A 22,835-nucleotide genomic window follows, 5' to 3' on the forward strand; every position below is an offset into this window, starting at 1 on the left:
AGGTATAGTGAAGAGACACGGAAAACAAAAAAATAGTTATAAAAACTTAAATGGAGAAAGCAAACTTACAAACGTTAATAAAAGAATCAGAGGCAGATAAAGGAATTGTTTTTGACTCTGAAGGACACGTGGTTGATTTTTATAATATCTCTAAAGAAAACAATATTGCAGCTATGGCTAATGTTATTCTTACCATGGCTGATGAATTTTTCCAAGACACTCTTAACTCTAAAAGTCTCAATCAATTAGTTTTAACATCAAACGACGGACTTATTATTATCAACAAATATGATAATCATACTATTTGCCTTTTGACTAATGATGTTTCTAAACTAGCTATGATTAAATTGACCTTAAAAAAAATAGCCCTTCAATAAATACTTTTTAATTAATTATTATAACAACCATTTTTACAATGAAAGAAATTTTAAATGATTTTATCGAAAACCTAAAAAGTAATGTTCCTGGGTTTGTTGCTGTATCTGTTACCGATGTTAGTTCTGGTGAAGCTTATGATTCATTTACAAAAGATGAGAGCTTTGACCCAAATTTAGCTTCAGCTTATAATTTAGAAGTAGTAAAAGCTAAATTAAAAGCTATTGAAGCTTTAGGTTTAAATGAAGAAATTCAAGATATTACCATAACCTTATCTAGTCAAATACATATTATTAACATTGCTCCTAGTGGTGCTTATTTTGTTTATTTGGCTGTAGACTCTAAAGACGCTAACTTAGGAATAACTAAAGCTTTATTAAATAAATACAAAGTAGACCTAAATAACGCTTTATAAAAAGTTATGAAAAACGTAAATCATTTACTTATTGATAAGTCTTTAAAAAAACAGCTTAACAAAAAAATAAAAGAATTTAGAAAATATAGGTTTTCTGAAGGAGAGTTAAAATCTGACAAGAAAAAAGGCAGTGACTTTTTTGGATTTTTATTCAAAGAATATGATAGTATGAACGATTTAGTAAAAGATATGTTTTAAAAAGCGCTTTAAGCGCTTTTTTTGTTTTTAAACATTAATAATAACAAGATTATCTCTATTATTATAACTTCTAAACTATTTACCTCTGTTAATATACTCACCAAGTACCTAGATTTAATAAGTATAGTAAATACTACATCCCCTCTCTTCTAAAGCTACTCTCTATAAGTATCTCTACAAAAAAACAACTTTTTTATCTTATGAATTAAGATGTAAAAGCACCAAATAACGTAATAAAATATTATAAAATGTATAAATAAGCATTTTACAACTTTAAAAATACCACTACATTGCATCTATGAAAAAATACGATGTTATTATTCTCACTGATAAGAGATATGTAAACCCCCAAAATATTGACAGCTATACACAAAATGTATTAGACGAAGACAATTATGTCAAAATAGCCCTTGAAAATCAAGGCTTAAAAGTAGCTCGTCTCTCATGGGATGATGCTACTTTTGATTGGTCTACAACAAAGTATGTTTTGTTTAGAACCACTTGGGATTATTTTGATCGATTTCCTGAATTTTCAAAATGGTTAAATACTGTAAGTAAACAAACAATACTATTAAATTCAGAAAAAATTATTCGTTGGAATATTGATAAACATTATTTACAAGACTTACAACAAAACGGAGTTCATATTTGTGAATCCTATTTTATTGAAAAAGGAACACAGTCTACATTAAAAGAACTTTCTCTAAAGTATGATTTAAAAGATTTTGTTTTGAAACCTTGTGTTTCTGGTGCTGCGAGACACACTTACAAAATCAATTTAGAAAATATAAACGAATATGAAAAGATTTTCTCTTCGTTAATTATAGAAGAAGCTATGATTATTCAACCTTTTCAGTATAATATAGTTGAAAAAGGAGAAATTTCATTAATGGTCATGAACGGTAAATTTACACATGCTATTTTAAAAATAGCAAAACCAGGAGATTTCAGGGTACAAGACGATTTCGGAGGTTCAGTTCATAACTACACTCCTACTAAAGAAGAAATTATATTTGCTGAAAATGCTGTTAAAGCTTGTATAGAACCTCCTATTTATGCACGTGTTGATGTTTTTACTGATAATAATGGTAAATTAGCTATTGCTGAATTAGAGCTAATTGAGCCTGAACTTTGGTTTAGAAATAACCCTGCAGCAGCAGATGAATTAGCTAAAGGAATTAAACAATTAACATTAACAAACAGAAATGAAGAAGTTATTTAAAACATTAGGTATATTATTGCTAATTGGAGCTATTATATTAGCTGTTTTTTACTTTAAAAACAACGAAAGCCTTCCTACAGGCAAACAAGGACCTAAAGCAGATGCTTTAGCCACTAAAATGCTTGAAGCATTGAATTATGAAGCTTATAAAGATACTCGTTTTATTGAATGGAGTTTTAGAGGAAAGCATTTTTATAAATGGGACAAACAAGAAAATATTGTTGAAGTATCGTGGGATACCAATAAAGTAATCTTGCATACAAAAAGCCCCGAAAAAAGTGTTGTTTTAGTAAATGAAAAAGAAGTTAAGAACAATGAAATACTTCAAAAAGCAATAGACTACTTTAACAATGATAGTTTTTGGTTAGTAGCTCCTTATAAAGTATTTGAAAACGGAATTGAGCGAAGAATTGTACAATATGAAGGTAAAGACGCTTTATTGATTACTTATACCACGGGAGGATCAACTCCGGGAGATTCTTATCTATGGATTTTAGACGAAAACGGCAGGCCTACCAGTTATAAAATGTGGGTTTCTATAATCCCAACAGGCGGAATGGAAGCCACATGGAGTGATTGGGTCACAACTGAATCTGGAGCAATACTACCAACAAAACATGAAATGCCAGTTGGTACTCTAGATATGGGAGATGTAAAAGCATATAATTAACATTATTGAAACTTACAAACAATAAAAAGAGCAGCAATTTTGCTGCTCTTTTTATTTTATATAATACAGGAATTATTTTCCGAAATAGAAAGTAGCACCAATATTAATCCCAAAAGAAGAATAAGGAACTTTTTGAGATAATTGCTTTTCTCCAGCTGGATTTGCACCAAAAGGTAACTCATCAACATACTCTATATTTTTGTTAAATACAGCAGCTAAAGGATTGTACTGAGCATTAGGGTGATTAGCAAAAATAGCTTTTACTTGCTCTATAGATCTTGCTTCTCCATTAACATTTGCTGAAAATTCAGTAATTTCTGAAGTATCTCTAGTAACACTAATTCCCATGTATTCTAATTCTGCAAAAAGAGATACTTTATCACTTAAGTCATACTTATATCCAACAGCACCTATAAAACCTAATGGCAAACGGCCCTTGTAATCTTGAGTATAATCTACATTAAGCATTTCTGTTTGAGACAATGCCATTCTTATTTTCCCATCAGATTCAGTTTTTCCTCCTACCTTAATCAAGGCCCCAAAACGTCCATAGATATTATTAGTAAATTTATAAACTAACGAAGCAGATGCCCCATAAGCTTTACCTCTAGCTTCAATGTTTATATATTGAGCTTGTGTAGGTAAATCAACTAAAAGAGAAGTTTGATCTGCTCCATTTAAGTATCCAACACCAACTTCAACACCAAAAGTGTCGTTAAAAAAATACCCTCCTCTTAATTGAGTATGTAGTCCTTCACCATAACTACCGTAAGTGTTCTCTACTCCAGCTGCAGTAGTTTCAGTACCAAAACGTACACCAGCACTAGAAATTGAATACCCTCCTGCTGCAGAAACATAAAACTGAGCACTTACACTCATTGTTGCTAAAATCATAGCAAGCATTAAAATACTTTTTTTCATAATAAATTATTTGTTAACTTTAAATTGATAATTAAGTAAACAAACCTAATGAAAATATAGGATTAACAAAACTTTATAACTGTTAAATTATTAGTATTATTGTAGTAAAAAGCATTTAAAAAAACACTTCTTTTTTGAATAAAAACATTTTAAATACTGAGGTTCAGGATTATATTAACCATAACCTAACATCCAATATAGAGCAATTAATTTTTAAAGGAAGCCCTTTTGAAAAAATCTCTATTCAAGAATTAGCCAACCAAATCATTGCGAAACAAAAATCTGAAAAAAAACTACCTACTTGGTTTCAAACAAAAAACATCTATTATCCTCCTAAACTAAGTATTGAACAAACTTCTTCTGAAATAACAGCTGAGTACAAGTCTAAATTAATTAACGGAGAGTCAATAATAGATATTACTGGAGGCTTTGGTGTTGATTGTTATGCTTTTTCAAAACAATTTAAAAATGTTATACATTGCGAGCTAAATGAAAAACTTTCAAAAATTGTTTCATACAATTATAAGCAAATGAAAGTGTCTAACATTGAAACTATAGCTACAAACGGATTAAAATATCTAGAAAATACTTCTGAAAAATTCGATTGTATTTACATTGATCCTTCTCGAAGAAACGAAAAAAAAGGAAAAGTTTTTTTATTGAGTGATTGTATACCAAATATACCTGAAAATTTAGATTTTTTATTTGAAAAGTCGAACACAATTCTTATTAAAAACTCACCAATTTTAGACATTACATCAACTATAAATGAATTGAAATTTGTAAAAGAAATTCATGTTATAGCAGTTAATAATGAGGTAAAAGAGTTACTTTTTTTATTAAAAAAAGACATTAAAGCACCTATTGAAATAAAAACATGTAACATACTGAAAAACAATTATCAAATTTTTAATTTCAGTTTAAAAAACAAAATAAAACCTGAATATTCTCTACCGTTAAAATATCTTTACGAACCTAATGCCGCTATTTTAAAATCAGGAGGATTTAACGAAGTAGCAAATCAACAAAAAATAGGTAAACTACATCAACATTCTCATCTTTATACTTCAGAAAATTTAGTTGAAGATTTCCCCGGAAGAATCTTTAACATCAACAATGTATTTACTTACAATAAAAAAAGAATAAAGAAACAAATAACAGAATCTAAGGCAAACATTACAACACGTAATTTCCCAAAAACTGTAGCTCAAATTAGAAAAGAAACAAAATTAAAAGACGGTGGAAATACTTATTTATTTTTTACCACAAACCTAAACAATGAACTTATAGTTATTGACTGCACTAAAAATGGTTAGTATCCAATACTATTATTCGTAATTTATCGTTTATTTAATTGATAGAAAGCCCCTATCAAAAGGTATGTTTTATTGTTTAGGGGCGATAAAACATACCAAAAGCCTTGATTCTTAATGTCAGGGCTTTTCTTTTTACTTACTTTTTTACATACATTTGCTATCATCATGAAACAGACACAAAGCTACCAATCTATTAAACTTTCTATTGATTCTTTAGAAAAATTTGATGACACTCTTGTAATAGAAGCTCCATTACAAATAAACATTAACAAAGAGCCATACACAGTAGTTATGAGAACTCCTGGAAACGATGAAGAATTAGTAAGAGGCTTATTATATGCTGAAGACATCTACAAAAATAAAGAGGGAGTTAAAATAAACATAATAAAAACAGAGAAGGACTTTTCTACAGTTATAAACTTGGAAATTTTAAAAAATAAATTAGGAAAAGGATATTTAAATAAACGTACTCTTTTATCAGTTTCTTCATGCGGAATTTGTGGAAAAAAGGAATTAAAAGATTTAAAAATTAAAGGAAAGTCTTTAAAAAGAAACTCTGCCAAGAATATTAAAGATTTAGTTGAAGAAATCCATTTTATGTTTCTGGAAATGAACAAGAAGCAATTTTTATTCAGATCTACAGGAGGTAGTCATGCTTGTGCTATTTTTAACACCAATAAAAAATTATTAACTATAAAAGAAGATATTGGTCGCCATAATGCCGTAGATAAATGTGTTGGTGATTTAATCAATAAAAACAAGCTAAAAGAAGCTAATTATATGTTAGTTAGCGGAAGAGTTTCTTATGAAATAGTTTCTAAAGCTTTTTTAGCTAAAATACCAATAATAATAGCAGTTTCTGCTTGTTCTTCTTTAGCTGTAGATTTTGCAAAAGAATTTGGAATTTTCCTTATTGGTTTTAGTAGAAATAATAAAATGACTGTTTATTCTACCCCTCACGAGTTATAGAAGTTATCAATTAGAAGCTCTATTATACTCTTTAAAACTTATGAATGAAAAAAGATTTGTATTTTAGTGCTTTTAATAATTATTAATCAACCCATATTATGCCTTTTATAGAAGAAGAAAAGTTTAAGTTAATACAAGAAGACTTAGATAATGCTAAATTAAAAAGAGAAGAAGCAGAAAGTGAATTAAGCAGTACACAAGAAGAATTGGCTGCTTTAAAAAAGAGTTCTAAAACTCTGCCTATTTTTTTAGGTTTGCTTTTAGGTCTTGCTTTAGGGGCAGCATATTATTTTTATGTAAATGGTGGTGATAGCGCTATTAACAACTTAGACGTTGAGTCTATAAAAAAGAAAGAAGCTTATAGAGTTTTAGACAGCATAAATAGAGCGCAAGCTAGAGCTGCTAGAAATAATGAAGAGTCTTCAGATAACATTAATGACATATCATCAAATATAAACACTGAAACTATTACAAACGAAGTGACAGAAAACATAAATGGAAAAACTATTTATTCTGTACAAATAGGAGTGCTTTCTGAAAACAAATGCCCTTTATTGTCTTCAGAAGTTATTCCTTCAACAGTTACAACTAATGATGGCTATTTTAAATACTCTTTAGGTTTATATACTACCTTAGATGAAGCTAAAGATTTACAAAAAGAATTAATTAAAATAGGATTTAATGATGCTTTTGTAGCTTCATACATAAACGGTGAACGTCAAAAAATACATAATTAAATAAAATTTAATGCTTAAAATTATTTTTAAAAGAGCACTCGTAGTAAGTTTACTAATGAGTGTTCATTTTTTTTACGCGCAAACAAATACCACTCCTGAAAGAAAAACACAGTTTGGTTTTGGTCAAATTGATTTCTTATCAATTAAAATGCCTGAAGGAGAACAAAATATGGACTATACAGGGCTTCACTACAATCTAAAACTAAATGATTGGAGTTATGCTGGAGTTGGTTTATATGGTGCTATTGGAGGTATTAGAGGAGGCTTTTTTACTTTAGGTGTAAATGCTGGAATCCAACAAAAAATAACCGATAACTTTTTTATTGATGCTGGAATTCACTTTGGTGGTGGTGGTGGTGCATCTGCCCCTGATGGTGGAGGAGCTTTTATACTTCCTCATCTTAATTTAGGATATGATTTTAAACACTTTTCTGCAACTGCAGGATACAGTTATGTTGATTTTTTTGATGGTGGCACCATAAATAGCAGCCAGTTTAATGTAGCAATACAAGTACCTCTTTCTTTTGAAACAACAAGTTTTAAAAATAGAGAAAGTAGTTTTTCCATAGAAAATTTAAGACAAAGTTCTTGGAATATCTTTAGTAATCGAATTTCATTATTAGTTCACCTAAATAACGCTAAGGTAACCAAAGGTTCTTATGAAGGAAATACAATACGTTTAGCAGGATTTGAATTAAACTCTTATTTTACAGATAATTTTTTCTTTTTTGTTAAAGCTGATGGCGCATATCATGGAATAAAAGCTGGGTATATGGATGTATTTTTGGGTGGCGGATATCATTTATCAATGAATAGAAACCGTACAAATATTTTAGCTAAATTAGGATTAGGAGCCGGTGGTGGTGGTGGAGTAGATACTAAAGGCGGTTTTTTAATTTATCCAGATATCTCTTTAGAACAAAAACTATTCGATAATGTATATGCCTCAATCAATAAAGGATATATGATGAGTCCCGACTCTCATTTTGTTTCTTCTACTTTTGGTCTAGGATTAAAATACTATGTAGATAGAGATGGAATTTTATCAGACGAAAGAGAATTTTCAAGAGGAAAATTTAAAGGTTTTGATGCTATTATTAAACAAGACTTATATGTTAATGCAGCAAGAGATGAAGGACATAATGAAAACATGCATCAAATATCATTACAGTTAAATTTTTTCTTAAATAAATATTTATATGCTGCTGGTCAAACTTCTTTTGCTAATTTTGGTAATGCTGGCGCTTATGCAGAAGGTATAGTAGGGTTAGGAGTGCAAACTAATAGCTTTTTTAAAGAAAGAACAACATTTTTTGCACAGATTCTAGGAGGTGCAGCTGGTGGTGGTGGTATAAGCACAGGACAAGGGTTAATTATTAAACCTAGTATTGGAGTTAATCAAAAACTTACCAATAAGTTAAATTTAAGATTAGGAGCAGGTTATGTAAAAGCTAAAGGTGGAAGTTTAAGTAGCACCCAACTAAATTTAGGTATTTCATATAATTTCTCCTTCTTAAGTGTTAAAAAGTTTTAAAATTTAACTTTTCGTTAAAGTTTGATGAATTATCTTCGCTTTCTGAAACAAAAAAATTAATAACCTTACTTTTTACTAAAAAAGTAAGTAACAATCTATATACATAAACATGATAAAAAAAAGAATTATATCTCCACTCCAAAATTTCATGAAAACTGAAAGTGCAAGTGGTATTTTACTCTTAGGAGCTACTTTACTTGCTCTTATTTTAGCAAATTCTCCTTTTAAAGATAGTTACAATGCTTTATGGGAATACAAAATTGGTTTTAAATCAGAACATTTTGAATTGTATAAACCTTTAATTCTTTGGATTAATGACGGATTAATGGCTGTATTTTTCTTTTTAATAGGGTTAGAAATTAAACGAGAATTTTTAATTGGAGAGTTAAATTCTACCAAAAAATTAGCTTTTCCTCTCTTCGGTGCTCTTGGTGGAATGTTGTTTCCTATTTTATTTTTTGTTTTCTTAAATAAAAGTGCTGATACAGCACATGGTTGGGGGGTACCTATGGCAACAGACATAGCTTTTTCTTTAGCGGTATTAAATACTCTAGGTAAAAGAGTACCTCTTAGTTTAAAAGTATTCCTAACAGCTTTTGCCATTGTAGATGATATAGGAGCTGTTTTAGTTATTGCCTTATTTTATAGTGCTAGTATAAATATAACTTTAATATCTATAGCGTTAGCTTTGTTAGCCTTTTTATATTTTATAGCTTACAGAGGTTTTTACTCAAAATATATAACTTTCTTGTTTGGTACTGTAATTTGGGTTTTATTCCTTAAAGCAGGTATACACCCAACAGTTGCAGGTATATTAATGGCTTTTGCTGTGCCTATTAGACAAAAAGTACATACTCCTGAGTTTATAGCACACTTATCACAAATAATGGATAATATCAAAGGGGCTAAAGTTTCTTCTAAACCTATATTATCGAAAGAACAAGTTGCAGAAATAGATAGTTTAGATCATTGGATAGAAGATTATCAGTCACCTTTACAATTGTTAGAGCATAAACTACATGATATCGTTGCATATGCAATTATCCCTATTTTTGCTTTAGCTAATGCAGGAGTTTTAATAGATGGTGATGCTAACTTAGACACCTCCTTAATAATAAACATCGCTCTATGTTTAGTTCTTGGAAATAGTATTGGAATTACTACAATAATTACTACCGTTAAAAAACTTAAAATAATAGAGGTTCCTAAAGATATAAATAATAGACATATTATAGGTGTATCGTTTTTAGCAGGAATTGGGTTCACTATGGCTATATTTATTGCTAGTTTGGCTTTTGCTAAAAGTCCAGAGTTCCTAGGGTCTGCTAAAATTGGTGTATTACTAGGTTCTCTTGTATCTGCTATAATAGGATACCTAATATTAAGATACAATAAAAGTGAAAGTGATGTTGATAAAAACGATCAAAACAAAAAAGAAGAATTAAGTACTAGTTAATAGTGCTTAATTCTAACTTATATTACTCCAAATTCCACTTGTTTTTCTAAGCTTTTCATAAGCTTTCAGCAAGCTGGAATTTTTTATTTCTGATAAATTAGGATCTTCATGAAGTAAATTTATGGCAGCTTTACGTGCTACATGTAATATTGGACTATCTTTAACAACATCTGCTATTTTAAGGTTTAACACTCCACTTTGCTGTGTTCCCATAATATTTCCCGGACCACGAAGTTTTAAATCTACTTCAGCAATTTTAAATCCATCTGTAGTTTCTACCATAGTTTGTAATCGAGTTTTTCCGTCAGAAGATAATTTGTAACTCGATAATAAAATACAGTAACTCTGTTCAGCTCCACGTCCTACTCTACCTCGCAATTGATGTAACTGACTTAATCCAAAACGTTCAGCACTCTCTATAACCATTACTGAAGCATTTGGTACGTTCACTCCTACTTCAATAACCGTAGTTGCTACCATAATTTGCGTATCTCCTTTTGCGAAACGTTCCATTTCATAGTCTTTATCAGCAGGTTTCATTTGACCATGAACAATACTAATTTGATATTTAGGAGAAGGAAATTCTCTAGAAATACTTTCATATCCATCCATTAAGTCTTTGTAATCCATCGCTTCAGATTCTTGGATTAAAGGATATACCACATAAGCTTGTCTCCCTTTAGCAATTTCATCTTTCAAAAACTTAAAAACCCCCAAACGATTACTATCATAGCGATGTACAGTTTTAATTTCTTTACGACCAGGTGGCAATTCATCAATCACAGAAATATCCAAATCACCATAAACCGACATTGCTAATGTTCTTGGTATAGGTGTCGCAGTCATCACCAAAATATGAGGAGGAATAGCTCTTCCATCAGATGAACTTTTTTCCCACAACTTTCTTCTCTGTGCTACTCCAAAACGATGTTGCTCATCAATAATAGCAATCCCGAGATTTTTAAACTGTACTTTTTCTTCTAAAATAGCGTGAGTGCCAATCAAAATATGCAAAGAACCATCTAGTAAGCTTTCATGAATTTCTCTACGTTTTTTTGTTTTGGTAGATCCTGTTAATAATTCAACTTTAATATCGGTTTTCTCTAATAATTCTATTATCCCATTATAGTGCTGTGTTGCAAGTATCTCTGTCGGTGCCATAATTGTGGCTTGATAGCTATTATCAATGGCTAACAACATAGTTAATAATGCTACAATCGTTTTCCCAGAACCTACATCACCTTGTAATAATCGATTCATATGTGCTCCAGAGCCTACATCTTTACGAATTTCTTTCAATACTCGTTTTTGAGCTCCCGTTAAGTCAAAAGGTAAATGATTGTTGTAAAAATTGGTAAACTCCTCTCCTACCTGTTCAAAAACAAATCCTTTTAGTTTTGATTTTCGTATGAGTTTTTTCTGTAGTAATTGTAACTGAATAAAGAATAATTCTTCAAACTTCAATCGATATTGCGCTTTGGTTAATAATTCTTGATTCTTAGGAAAGTGAATATTTAATAACGATTCTTTTTTACCTAAGAATTGATGTTCTTCAATAAAATAAGCCGGAAAAGTTTCTTCTATTTCATTATAAGCTTGTTGAAACAAGTTTTGAATCATCGTACGCATAACCTTGTTACTTATTCCTTTCGTGCTTAATTTTTCAGTAGAAGGATATACCGGTTGCATAGCCATTTGTAGCTTGCTTTTGTATTCTTTTACTGTCTCCATTTCTGGGTGTGGCATATTAGGAATACCATTATACCAGTTTAATTTCCCATAAATAACGTACGGAACGTTTACTTTTAAACTATCTTTAATCCATTTTACACCTTTAAACCAAACTAACTCCATAGTACCTGTAGCATCTGAAAAAATAGCCACTAACCTACTTCCTCTTTTTTGCTTTACGGTTTTTACGCCCGTAATCTTACCTACTATTTGTACTTCAGCAGAGTTTTGTTGCAACTGATTAATCGTATAAAACTGTGTTTTATCAATATATCTAAACGGAAAAAGATGTAATAAATCATTACAAGTTTTAATACCTAACTCGGTAAATAGTAACTCTGCTCTGGCAACACTAATTCCTTTTATATATGTTACGGGGTGGTTTAAATTCATTAAGAACGAAAATACAAAAAGCCATTAAAATCAACTATCTTTGCACTCTTAAATTCATCAAATGAGATTACATAGAAATTTAGTTTTCGCGGTTATTGATAGCTTACGCGATATTTTTAATGAAGATGTGTATGCAGACAAAGCTGTTGAAAAAGCTTTAAAGAGAGATAAACGCTGGGGAGCACGTGATAGAAAGTTTGTTGCTGAAACTATTTATGATGTGGTTCGTTGGAAACGATTATATGCAGAAATAGCAAATGTAAAAGCACCGTATTCTCGTCCTGATTTATGGCGATTATTCGCTGTTTGGTGTGTACTAAAAGGAATTCAGTTACCAGATTGGAATCAAATTGAACCTACTCCTACTAGACGTATTAAAGGAAAATTTGATGAATTATTGAAAATAAGAAAGTTTAGAGAGTCTATTCCTGACTGGATTGATGAAATTGGTGTACAAGAATTAGGTGAAGAGGTTTGGACCAAAGAAATAGCTACTTTAAACAAACAAGCAGAGGTTATTTTACGTACAAACACTTTAAATACAACCAAAGCTCATTTACAAAAACAGTTAGCTTCTGAAGGAATTGACACTGAATTTATTAAAGGATATGATGATGCTTTAAAATTAGTAGAAAGAGCTAATGTTTTTAAAACAGAGGCCTTTAAAAAAGGCTTTTTTGAAGTGCAAGACGCTTCTTCTCAATTAGTAGCTGCTTATTTAGATGTAGAACCAGGCATGAAGGTTGTTGACACTTGTGCTGGTGCTGGTGGTAAAACGTTACACTTAGCTTCTTTAATGAAAAATAAAGGGCAAGTTATAGCTATGGATATTTACGAGAGTAAATTGAAAAAGCTAAAAGTACGTGCTAGAAGAAACGGGGTTCACAATATTGATACTCGTGTAATTGATTCTACAAAAGTAATTAAGAAGTTACAAGGAAAAGCTGATAGGGTATTAATTGATGCTCCATGTTCTGGTTTGGGAGTAATTAGAAGAAACCCTGACAGTAAGTGGAAATTACAACCTGAGTTTTTAGATAAAATTCGTGGTACACAACAAGAAGTATTACAACAATACTCTAAAATGGTAAAGCCAGGTGGGAAAATGGTATATGCCACTTGCTCAGTATTACCCTCAGAAAACCAACAACAAGTTGAGTTCTTTTTAGCTTCTGATGCAGGAAAAGATTTTAAATTTATAAAAGACGAAAAAGTACTATCGCATAAATCTGGTTACGACGGATTTTATATGGCCTTACTAGAAAGAAAGTAAACTGTAAAAATAAAATATATTAAAAAAGGCTCGGGATAATATCTCGAGCCTTTCCTTTCAATCAACTATTAAAAACTAACTAATCACTAAACATTACTTGTTAAGTAATTATATGTTTATGTGACGACTATTTTCTAGTGTTGTTACACTAATTACTAGTCTTTAACATTATTTTATGAAAGCCTTCTACTTACAAGCTAATCACTTTCTTTTTTTACTTGTGCACTACTCTTTGATTTACAGTCTGTTTTGGATTTTGAGTTATTTATAACTACATTTAACAATAACTAACTAAAAAACTATGTTTTATGACAGATTCAAACAAACCCGCCACACTTTTTTGGATTATTGGTATTGCAGCCTTAGTTTGGAATGGACTAGGTGTTATGTCTTATATTGGTCAAGCTTACATGACAGATGAAGTCAGAGCTGCTTTACCTGAAGCAGAAAGGGCTTTATATGAAAATGTTCCTACTTGGGTTACCGCTGCTTTTGCTATAGCCGTTTTTGGAGGATTACTTGGTAGTGCTTTTTTATTAATGAGAAAAAAGTTAGCAAGACCTATGTTTTTAATTTCACTAATAGCTATTGTAGTTCAAATGTCGTATAACTTATTTATGAGTAGAGCAGCTGAAGTATACGGACCTGGAAGCATTATAATGCCTATAATGGTAATTGTTATAGGTGTGTTTTTATTAATGTATTCAAAAAAGACAATAGCGAAAGGCTGGTTGTCATAATAATACTAAGAAATATAAAACTTTAAAAGCTGTCTTTCTTAAGGCAGCTTTTTTTATTCAAATAGAACAAAAATAAATTCGGCAACACAGGCTGGTTTTTCCTGCCCCTTTATTTCTATCGTACAATCAAAAGTTAACTTTTTACCGTTTTGAAAGTCTTCTATTAGTTTAACGGAACTAATTAAACGTAATTCACTATTTACAGGCACAGGGTTTGGAAAACGAACTTTATTTAATCCGTAGTTTAACCCCATAATTACACTTTTTACTTCAAATTGTTTAGAAATTAGTTCCGACAACATAGAAACAGACATGAATCCGTGCGCTATCGTTGTTTTTGTTGGAGAATATTTAGCAGCTTTTTCTTCATCGATGTGAATCCACTGTTTATCTAATGTAGCATTGGCAAAATCATTAATCATTTGTTGAGTTACAGTATACCACTCTCCTACCGGTAACTGTTTTCCTTCTATATTAGAAAGTTCTTTTAAATTTTCAAAAACTAATTTTTTCATATCCTTTATTTACCAAATACATCTTTTTTTATTCGAGGAAGCTCCAATTTATACTGTACAGCAATTGTTCTTACAAGAATAATTATTCCTGCAGAAATAACAAAAAGTACATCTTCATTGATGTTTAAAGGATATAAAAGTAGGTATACAATACCTCCTGCTAAACAGGCTGATGCATATATTTCTCTATGAAAAATTAACGGAATTTCATTTGTAAGTACATCTCTAATCACTCCTCCCATTACTGCGGAAGACATTCCCATAACTAAGGCTACAAATGGATGTAAATTAAAATTTATTCCTTTTTGAACACCTAATAACGTAAACACACTTATACCAATAGTATCAAACAAAAACATTGTTCTTCTTAACGGTGCTATTTTACTTCGAAATAAAAAAGTTGCAGCAACAGCTATTAATATTGTCCAGATATAGTTAATATCTCCAATCCAGTTTATAGGATGTGCATTAATAAGTACATCTCTAGTCATTCCACCTCCAACGGCAGTCACAAAAGCTATGATAATGACTCCAAAAACATCAAACTTTTTTCTAATAGCAACTAATGCTCCACTAATAGCAAAGGCAAAAGTTCCAGCAATGTCTATGGCGTAAATTACATCCATTTATATTGATATTTCAGAGAATTGTATTTGTAATGTTCTTTCTACTTCAGCTAAACGACTTCTTTCATTTTGAAGAATTAAAGCTAAAGAAACTCCTCTTTTCCCTGCTCTAGCAGTTCTACCACTTCGGTGTGTATAGTACTCTAGTTGTTCTGGTAATTGATGATGAATAACAAAAGCTAAGTTTTGAACATCAATTCCTCTGGCTGAAACATCTGTTGACACCAATACTTGTAGGTTTCCATTTTTAAAAGCACGCATTACCTTATCACGTTCTTTTTGTTGCATGTCCCCTTCAAGAGCTTCTACCGAAAACCCATCTTCTTGTAATTCTTTCGTTAGTTTTTGAGCTCCTGCTTTGGTTCTTGAGAAAATGATTCCTCTTTCAGCATGTCTTTTTTCCAAAAACTTAATAATAACATCGGTTTTTTCAGGGATCGTAGTTGTTACAAACTGATGTGTAATGTTGGCATTCACCAATACATTTTTGTTTACTTCAACTTGTTTTGCTGAAGCATTCATGTATTTTTTTACAATGCTTCGAATTTCATCTGGCATTGTTGCCGAAAACAACCATGTTTTACGAGTACCAGAAGTATATTTTAAAATACGATTTAATTCTAATTTAAACCCCATACTAAGCATTTCATCTGCCTCATCAAGTACTAAGGTTTTGATATTTTTTAAATCTACATCACCCCTTTCTATTAAATCAATCAAACGTCCTGGAGTTGCTACAATAATATGCGTGGTTCTTTTTAAATTGTTGATTTGGCGCTCTATTTTTTCTCCACCATACACTGCTTCTACAAAAATTTTATCATCTACATATTTCGTAAATTTAAATAGTTGTTTCTTTATCTGTTGTACCAATTCTCTTGTAGGTGATAAAATTAACGCTTGTATATTGTCTTTTGAAGCATCTATTTTATGTAAAATAGGCAAGCCATAAGCAGCAGTTTTCCCTGTACCTGTTTGTGCTAATCCTATAAAATCTGAATTATTTTCAAGTAAATAAGGTATAGTTTCTTGTTGTACTTCAGTAGGAGTTGTTATTCCTAACTCTTTCAATCCCTTAACATATTCTTTTCGTACTCCTAATGCGGTAAATGTTGTCATTCTATAAATTTATAAGTGCAAAGATATTGTTTCTTTTACGGTAACAATAAGTTTGTTACCTCTTTCGTAATTCTTTTAGGCTTTTTTGTGTTAGCATCTAACAAACAAAATGTAGTTTGAGATTTTACTAACAAAGTTTCTCCTCTATACATTTCAAAATGACGTATGGATCTTATCCCTTCTGTTTTTCCAACCCAAGTCCTAAGCGTAACTTCATCTCCTAATACGGCTTGATTTTTATAATCAACTTCATGTCTAATAACAAACCAAACATAGTCGATGTTTTCAACATTTTTAGAAAGCTCTTTCCAATGAGCATCTGAAATGTTTTGCATCCATTGTACATACACTACATTGTTTACATGGTTGTATTCGTCTATTTCTTCTGAAGTTACGATATGCTTTTGTTCAAATAAATTCATAAGACAAACTTACAGGATTGATGTTAATTATTACTTAAATCTAACCTTGTTTTTATTTTTGATGGATAATTCGCGTTAATTTAGTCAGCATGAATACAATCGCCAACGACCTAGGTACAAAAAGTATTAGTCAACTTATTTTAAAACAAGCTATCCCTGCTTCTATTGGAATTTTAGTAATGTCGATTAATATGATTGTTGATACCATTTTTGTAGGAAGATGGATTGGCGTACTCGCTATTGCTGCAATTACCGTGGTATTACCTATTGCTTTTTTAATTTCTTCTATTGGTATGGGAGTTGGAATTGGAGGAAGTTCTATAATTTCTAGAGCCTTAGGAGCTAATAAAGAAGATAAAGCCTTTGAAGTTTTTGGAAATCAAATTTCATTAACTATTGTATTATCTGTTTTATTTGTTCTTTTAGGAACATTTTTTAGTATTCCTATTTTACAACTTTTTGGGGCTAATGGAGATATTATAACTCCTGCTACTGAATATTTTGATGTAATTGTTTGGGGTGTTCCGTTTTTGGCTTTTGCTATGATGGGAAACCCCGTTGTTAGAGCTGTAGGGAAACCTAATTATGCGATGCTTACCATGCTCTTCCCTGCAATTGCTAATATTTTTTTAGATATTATTTTCATTAAGTTTATGAATTTAGGAATGTACGGCGCAGGTTTGGCTACCTCTATTTCGTATGCTGTTAGTGGAGTATTTATTCTTTGGTTTTTTATTTCAAAAAAGACTGAATTAAAAATTATTCCGAAGTATTTTAAATTGAATTTTTCTATTGTAAAAGAGATTGTGTCTTTAGGAGGAGTAACTATAGTAAGGCAAGGAACAATAAGTATATTAACTATAGTCTTAAACTATTCTCTTTTTAAGTATGGAGGTGAAATTTCAATTGCAGTCTATGGTATTATTAATAGGGTTATGTTATTTGCTTTATTTCCTGTTTTAGGAGTTACGCAAGGTTTTTTACCTATTGCAGGATATAATTATGGAGCCAATAATACAGAAAGAGTAAAGGAAACTATAAATAAATCTATCCTTTTTGGTACGGGAATAGCTGTTTTAATTTTTATTCTGATAATGCTATTTCCAACTGAATTAGTTGGTGTTTTTACAGAAGACGAAAAACTATTAAAACTTACTCCAGATGCATTAATAGTAGCTTTTTTGGCAACACCTGTAATAACCACTCAATTAATTGGATCAGCATACTTTCAAGCAGCAGGTAAAGCGTTGCCTGCACTATTATTAACACTTTTAAAACAAGGGTTCTTTTTAATTCCTTTAGTGTATTTACTTCCTAAATTTTATGGCGTAAATGGTGTATGGATGTCTTTTCCTATTGCAGATGTTTTATCCACTGTGCTTACTTATGCTTATTTGAAAAGAGAAGTGAGATTACACCTAAATTAATCTAAAATACTCTCTCCGTTTAAATTCGTAGTTAATACGTCACTCATATAATTAAAAAAAGGACGAAGTGCTTTAAAAGAGTCATCTACTTTTGTTAGAAAATCGGGAGCTAATACTTCTTTGTCTGTAAAACGTTGAATAGCTATATATCCTTTTTTGCGAATCAAATCGATATCTGGATGTTGCTTATCAAATCCTTTAGGAGCTGTTTTAAGCTCATCTCCTTCTAATTTACCTCCAAAATGTTGTACGTAATTCTTTTCTTTTAAAATTTCTCTAATTTCAGAAGCATCTACTTCAAATTCCTTTCGAATACGTAAAAGATCTTCTTTATTAGGCTCCCAGAATCCGCCAGCAACAAAACTATCGCCTGGGGAAATATGTAAATAATACCCTCCCCTTAATGCTGGTTTCTTTCTATGAAAAGAACCTCCAAAATGTGTTTTATACGGTGTTTTATCTTTTGAAAAACGCACATCTCTGTAAATTCTAAATAACTTAAACTTATCTATCTCATCATGCTTGTTTAAATTATCTTGAATGGTTTTGTATACAGCTTTTGCGTTATTTTGAGCTTCTGTGAATCGAGGTTTGTGTTCTGTAAACCATTCGCGATTGTTGTTTTCTTTTAAGTCTTTTAAAAATTGAAATGTTTGTTTTTCTATTTGCATAGTAAATAAGCGATTTAGAATTTCTAAGGTACAAAAAAACTCCACTAGATTTTAGTGGAGTTTAGACTTTATTCTTCAAAAAGATTATACGTTAAATCTAAAGTGCATAATATCACCATCTTTAACGATATACTCCTTTCCTTCTACTCTCATTTTACCTGCTTCTTTCACTTTAGCTTCACTACCAAATGATACATAATCATCATAACTAATAGTCTCAGCGCGGATAAACCCCTTTTCAAAATCAGTGTGAATAACTCCTGCCGCTTGAGGTGCAGTAGCACCTACAGGAATTGTCCAAGCTCTTACCTCTTTTACACCTGCAGTGAAATAAGTTTGTAAGTTTAATAACTTATAAGCCGAACGAACTAAGCGAGAAACTCCTGCTTCTTCTAATCCTATATCAGCTAAGAACATCTGACGCTCTTCGTAATCATCCAACTCTGTAATATCTGCTTCCGTACCTACAGCCAATACAATAACTTCAGCATTTTCGTGTGCTACAGCTTCTTTTACCTTATCAACATAAGCATTTCCTGAAACAGCAGAACCTTCATCAACATTACACACATATAAAACTGGTTTTGCAGTAATGAACTGTAATGGTTTTACAAATTCCTCTTCTTTTTCTGTAAATTCAATAGAGCGAACAGATTTTCCTTCTAATAATGTTTCTTCAACCTTTAATAGAATTTCTAATTCTACTTGTGCCTCCTTATTACCTGTTTTAGCTGTTCTTTTTACACGCTCCAAACGTTTTTGAACGGTCTCTAAATCTTTTAACTGAAGTTCAATATCGATAGTTTCCTTATCTCTTATAGGGTCAACAGAACCATCTACGTGTACTATATTATCGTTATCAAAACAACGCAATACGTGTAAAATAGCATCTGTTTCACGAATGTTTGCTAAGAACTGGTTACCTAAACCTTCTCCTTTACTAGCTCCTTTTACCAAACCAGCAATATCTACAATTTCTACAGTTGCAGGTAAAACTCTTTCAGGATTTACTAATTCTTCTAGCTTTTCTAAACGAGTATCTGGCACGTTTACTACTCCTAAATTAGGTTCAATGGTACAAAACGGAAAGTTTGCACTCTGCGCTTTTGCGTTAGATAAACAGTTAAATAAGGTTGATTTCCCTACGTTTGGTAATCCTACAATTCCAGCTTTCATTCTATTGTTTTATTGAAATTTTGCGAGTGCAAATATAGTGCTTTGCTTTCTAAATTTTCTAATTATTTAAGATTCATTTAAGTTAGTTTATAGCTCTTTAATTTATGGTTTTAACATTTTTTTAAGACTTAGGTTGATTTTTTACTATTTTTAAGAAATTAACTTAAAAAATACTTTCACATGAAAAAACGTACCCTTCTTATTATTTACCTATTTTTTGGTGGACTTTACTTGTTAAATGCTCAAACATTAATTAGAGGAACAGTAAAAGATATAAATAATGAACCTTTGCCAGGAGCTAACATTGTAGAAAAAGGAACCTCTAATGGTACATCTACAGATTTTAACGGCGAGTTTTCACTTAATGTTAATACAGATGGAACTTTAATAGTTAGTTTTTCAGGTTTTGAAACACAAGAAATTTCTATTAATGGAAAAACTAATTTTAATATTGTTTTAAAAGAAGGTTTAGAATTAGATGAAGTTGTTATCGTAGGGTCTAGAAACCCTAAAAGAACAGCTATTGACACACCAGTACCTGTTGATATAATTGATGTAGGAGATTTAGCAACTAAAAATGGTAAAGTAGAAGTAAATGATATATTACAGTATGCAGCTCCGTCATTTAATGCTACTAAGCAATCAGGGTCAGATGGTGCCGACCATATCGTACCTGCTTCCTTAAGAGGTTTAGGTCCAGACCAAACTTTGATACTTATCAACGGTAAAAGACGTCATCAATCATCTTTAGTTAATATTTTTGGAACACGTGGACGCGGAAATTCAGGAACCGATTTAAATGCAATTCCTGCTGCTGCGATTAAAAGAATTGAAGTTCTAAGAGATGGAGCGTCTGCTCAGTATGGTTCTGACGCTATTGCAGGAGTTATTAATATTGTTTTAAAAGATAATACCGACGGTGTTTCAGGAAGTATTGGTTATGGAGTTTATAGCACAGCCATAGGAAGTGGATGGGCAGAAGCTACAGGAGAAACTTTATACAATGTTGAAGGAAAAAACAGATTAGATGGAGAAGACAAAAGTTTTGATGGTGGAACTTTTAAACTAGATTTAAATTACGGAGCTAAATTGAATGATAAAGGAGGTTTTGTAAACTTTACTACCGAATTGTTGTCAAAAGAAAGGACGTTGAGACCTGGTTTTTCTTGGCGAAAAGGATATGGTAGCGCTGCTATAGATGGATTCAATTTTATGGTAAATGCTAGTTTACCTATAAATGACAATACCGAAGCATATGCTTTTGGTGGTAGAAATTATAGAGATACTGATGCGTATGCTTTTTCAAGAGATAGTTTTGATGAAGGCGATAATAGAAGTGTTCCTAGCATACACCCTAATGGATTTACTCCTAGAATTACTTCAAATATCACTGATATATCTGTATCGGCAGGAATTAAACATAAATTAGAAAATGGTTGGGAGATTGACTTTAATAATACGTATGGAGAAAACAAGTTTCATTATTTTATAAAAGATTCAAACAACGCTTCTTTAAAAGATGCTTCACCTACCGATTTTAATGCAGGAGGTCATAGTTTATCACAAAATACTACTGGATTAGATTTTAGTAAGTACTTAGAAGATTTAATGAGTGGAGTTAACCTTGCTTTCGGTTTAGAGTATAGAACAGAAAACTTTATCATTTTTGCTGGTGAAGAAGCTTCTTATGGATTATATGATGATAACGGAGTATTAATGGAAAATCCTGCTGTTCAACCAGTAGCTGTTGATAGTAATGGAGATGAATTACCTGGAGGTTCTCAAGGGTTCCCTGGATATGGACCTGACAATGAAGTTGACCGTTCAAGAAGTAATGTAGGTATCTATTTTGATTCTGAATTTAACTTTACAGAAAAATTCTTAGTAGGCGCAGCTGTTCGTTATGAAGATTACAGTGATTTTGGTAGTACATTTAACTTTAAGTTAGCTTCAAGATTTAAAGCAAGTGATAACTTAACCTTGAGAGGCTCTATTTCCTCAGGTTTCAGAGCACCATCTTTAGCTCAATTATATTATAATTTAAAATTTACCAATATTGTTAATGGGGAATCTTTACCATCATTATTATCTGCAAATAACAGTACTGTAACTAGAGCTTTCGGAATAGAACAATTAAAAGAAGAGACAGCATTCAATGCTAGTTTAGGGTTTACTTATAAAATTGGTGGATTTACAGCTACCATTGATGCATATTCTATTACTGTTGATGATCGCATTATTTTAACAGATAACTTTGATGCTTCTGGATTGAATTTAGGCGTTGATGCAGCACAGTTCTTTGCTAACGGTGTTGATACAAAAACGCAAGGATTAGATATTGTTTTAAACTATAAAAAGTCTTTTGAAGATCATAGAATAGATGTAGGATTGGTAGGAAACTTTAACGATACTAAAATTGAAAAGATTAAGAACGGAAACTTAAACAGATTTACTTTCTTTAGTCCTTTTTCTGAAGCTTATTTAAAAGCGGCAGCTCCAGATCACAAATTCGGTTTAAACCTTGGATACGGCTATAAAAAACTAGATATTGCTTTAAACTTTACTAAATTTAGCGAAGTTCAGTTGCAAGATTTTCAATGGGTAGACACACCAGCAACAACCCAAGCAGAAGCTGATGCCTTATACCCTGTGGCTACTGATGTTTATAAAAGTAAAATTACTACCGATTTAAGTCTAAGCTATGCTTTTACAGATAAAATTACCTTTACGATTGGAGGAAATAACATTTTTAACGTGTACCCTACTCCACAGTTTGATGGATGGACTGATCAAGGTGGGTTAGCAGATTCTGTTCAAATGGGATCAGACGGTGCTTACTTTTTTACTAGACTAGGATTTAAACTTTAATAGGTTTTTCATAAAACAAAAAATCCTGAGAATATTCTCAGGATTTTTTTATTTCATATCT

The 22,835-nt window shown here is 31.2% G+C and carries 22 protein-coding genes; 14 read left to right on the forward strand and 8 right to left on the reverse strand.

Going from position 1 to position 22,835, the window contains the following annotated elements:
- Nucleotides 1–50 precede the first annotated feature (50 nt).
- The 5 genes from NH341_RS09520 (at nt 51) to NH341_RS09540 (ending at nt 2,880) form a co-directional block, all read left to right on the forward strand.
- Entirely contained in the window at nt 51–377 is a 327-nt protein-coding gene (locus NH341_RS09520) for a roadblock/LC7 domain-containing protein (protein WP_253056618.1), read from the forward strand.
- A 38-nt stretch (nt 378–415) separates the two neighbouring features.
- Nucleotides 416–790, forward strand: coding sequence for a hypothetical protein (locus tag NH341_RS09525; protein WP_047788837.1), 375 nt, complete (start codon nt 416–418; stop codon nt 788–790).
- Between the two features lie 6 nt (nt 791–796).
- Nucleotides 797–988: a hypothetical protein gene (locus NH341_RS09530; protein WP_047788838.1), complete on the forward strand. Its 192-nt coding sequence runs from the start codon at nt 797–799 to the stop codon at nt 986–988.
- Nucleotides 989–1,286: 298 nt separating this feature from the next.
- Nucleotides 1,287–2,210: a RimK family alpha-L-glutamate ligase gene (locus tag NH341_RS09535; RefSeq protein ID WP_253056620.1), complete on the forward strand. Its 924-nt coding sequence runs from the start codon at nt 1,287–1,289 to the stop codon at nt 2,208–2,210.
- Entirely contained in the window at nt 2,194–2,880 is a 687-nt protein-coding gene (locus tag NH341_RS09540) for a hypothetical protein (protein WP_253056622.1), read from the forward strand. Before NH341_RS09535 ends, NH341_RS09540 begins: the two co-directional genes overlap by 17 nt.
- Before the next feature lie 72 nt (nt 2,881–2,952).
- Here the strand turns inward: NH341_RS09540 and NH341_RS09545 are convergent, their stop codons facing one another.
- On the reverse strand, nt 2,953–3,801 hold the full coding sequence (locus NH341_RS09545) for an outer membrane beta-barrel protein (protein ID WP_047788841.1): 849 nt from the start codon (nt 3,799–3,801) through the stop codon (nt 2,953–2,955).
- A 134-nt stretch (nt 3,802–3,935) separates the two neighbouring features.
- On the opposite strand from NH341_RS09545, the gene NH341_RS09550 reads away from it, so the two are divergent.
- The 5 genes from NH341_RS09550 to nhaA all read left to right on the forward strand — a co-directional run bounded on the left by NH341_RS09550 (nt 3,936) and on the right by nhaA (nt 9,813).
- Complete coding sequence (locus NH341_RS09550; RefSeq protein WP_253056624.1) at nt 3,936–5,117, forward strand: RsmD family RNA methyltransferase; 1,182 nt, start codon at nt 3,936–3,938, stop codon at nt 5,115–5,117.
- Nucleotides 5,118–5,282: 165 nt separating this feature from the next.
- Complete coding sequence (gene fdhD, locus NH341_RS09555; RefSeq protein ID WP_253056626.1) at nt 5,283–6,086, forward strand: formate dehydrogenase accessory sulfurtransferase FdhD; 804 nt, start codon at nt 5,283–5,285, stop codon at nt 6,084–6,086.
- Nucleotides 6,087–6,184: 98 nt separating this feature from the next.
- Nucleotides 6,185–6,823, forward strand: coding sequence for a hypothetical protein (locus NH341_RS09560; RefSeq protein ID WP_253056628.1), 639 nt, complete (start codon nt 6,185–6,187; stop codon nt 6,821–6,823).
- A 10-nt stretch (nt 6,824–6,833) separates the two neighbouring features.
- Complete coding sequence (locus tag NH341_RS09565; RefSeq protein WP_253056630.1) at nt 6,834–8,357, forward strand: hypothetical protein; 1,524 nt, start codon at nt 6,834–6,836, stop codon at nt 8,355–8,357.
- A 148-nt stretch (nt 8,358–8,505) separates the two neighbouring features.
- Nucleotides 8,506–9,813, forward strand: coding sequence for a Na+/H+ antiporter NhaA (gene nhaA, locus NH341_RS09570; RefSeq protein WP_231128414.1), 1,308 nt, complete (start codon nt 8,506–8,508; stop codon nt 9,811–9,813).
- A 12-nt stretch (nt 9,814–9,825) separates the two neighbouring features.
- Here the strand turns inward: nhaA and recG are convergent, their stop codons facing one another.
- Nucleotides 9,826–11,937: an ATP-dependent DNA helicase RecG gene (gene recG / locus NH341_RS09575; protein WP_253056632.1), complete on the reverse strand. Its 2,112-nt coding sequence runs from the start codon at nt 11,935–11,937 to the stop codon at nt 9,826–9,828.
- A gap of 61 nt (nt 11,938–11,998) precedes the next feature.
- On the opposite strand from recG, the gene NH341_RS09580 reads away from it, so the two are divergent.
- Both NH341_RS09580 and NH341_RS09585 read left to right on the forward strand, forming a co-directional pair.
- A complete protein-coding gene (locus NH341_RS09580; RefSeq protein ID WP_253056634.1) occupies nt 11,999–13,210 on the forward strand; it encodes an RsmB/NOP family class I SAM-dependent RNA methyltransferase in 1,212 nt (403 codons plus the stop codon).
- Nucleotides 13,211–13,518: 308 nt separating this feature from the next.
- Complete coding sequence (locus NH341_RS09585; RefSeq protein ID WP_253056636.1) at nt 13,519–13,950, forward strand: hypothetical protein; 432 nt, start codon at nt 13,519–13,521, stop codon at nt 13,948–13,950.
- Between the two features lie 53 nt (nt 13,951–14,003).
- Here NH341_RS09585 and NH341_RS09590 read toward each other — a convergent pair whose 3' ends face one another.
- The 4 genes from NH341_RS09590 to NH341_RS09605 are packed head-to-tail and all read right to left on the reverse strand — an operon-like array spanning nt 14,004 to nt 16,632.
- Nucleotides 14,004–14,465, reverse strand: a complete 462-nt coding sequence (locus NH341_RS09590; protein WP_253056638.1) for a MaoC family dehydratase — start codon at nt 14,463–14,465, stop codon at nt 14,004–14,006.
- 5 nt (nt 14,466–14,470) lie between these two features.
- A complete protein-coding gene (locus tag NH341_RS09595) occupies nt 14,471–15,091 on the reverse strand; it encodes a trimeric intracellular cation channel family protein (protein WP_047788850.1) in 621 nt (206 codons plus the stop codon).
- Nucleotides 15,092–16,210: a DEAD/DEAH box helicase gene (locus NH341_RS09600; RefSeq protein WP_253056640.1), complete on the reverse strand. Its 1,119-nt coding sequence runs from the start codon at nt 16,208–16,210 to the stop codon at nt 15,092–15,094.
- Between the two features lie 35 nt (nt 16,211–16,245).
- On the reverse strand, nt 16,246–16,632 hold the full coding sequence (locus tag NH341_RS09605; protein ID WP_047788852.1) for a thioesterase family protein: 387 nt from the start codon (nt 16,630–16,632) through the stop codon (nt 16,246–16,248).
- Between the two features lie 89 nt (nt 16,633–16,721).
- On the opposite strand from NH341_RS09605, the gene NH341_RS09610 reads away from it, so the two are divergent.
- On the forward strand, nt 16,722–18,059 hold the full coding sequence (locus NH341_RS09610) for an MATE family efflux transporter (RefSeq protein WP_073184089.1): 1,338 nt from the start codon (nt 16,722–16,724) through the stop codon (nt 18,057–18,059).
- Here NH341_RS09610 and NH341_RS09615 read toward each other — a convergent pair.
- Nucleotides 18,056–18,730: a DUF2461 domain-containing protein gene (locus tag NH341_RS09615; protein ID WP_047788854.1), complete on the reverse strand. Its 675-nt coding sequence runs from the start codon at nt 18,728–18,730 to the stop codon at nt 18,056–18,058. The two genes, NH341_RS09610 and NH341_RS09615, sit on opposite strands and share 4 nt — an antisense overlap.
- Before the next feature lie 84 nt (nt 18,731–18,814).
- The gene (ychF, locus tag NH341_RS09620) at nt 18,815–19,906 is read right to left on the reverse strand and encodes a redox-regulated ATPase YchF (RefSeq protein WP_073184091.1); all 1,092 of its coding nucleotides are present in this window, start codon (nt 19,904–19,906) and stop codon (nt 18,815–18,817) included.
- 180 nt (nt 19,907–20,086) lie between these two features.
- Between ychF and NH341_RS09625 the strand changes: the two genes are divergently transcribed.
- Nucleotides 20,087–22,774, forward strand: a complete 2,688-nt coding sequence (locus NH341_RS09625) for a TonB-dependent receptor (RefSeq protein WP_253056642.1) — start codon at nt 20,087–20,089, stop codon at nt 22,772–22,774.
- The last annotated feature ends 61 nt before the right edge of the window (nt 22,775–22,835 follow it).

Source organism: Tenacibaculum sp. XPcli2-G, assembly GCF_024124505.1.
GTDB classification, from domain to species: Bacteria; Bacteroidota; Bacteroidia; order Flavobacteriales; family Flavobacteriaceae; genus Polaribacter; species Polaribacter mesophilus.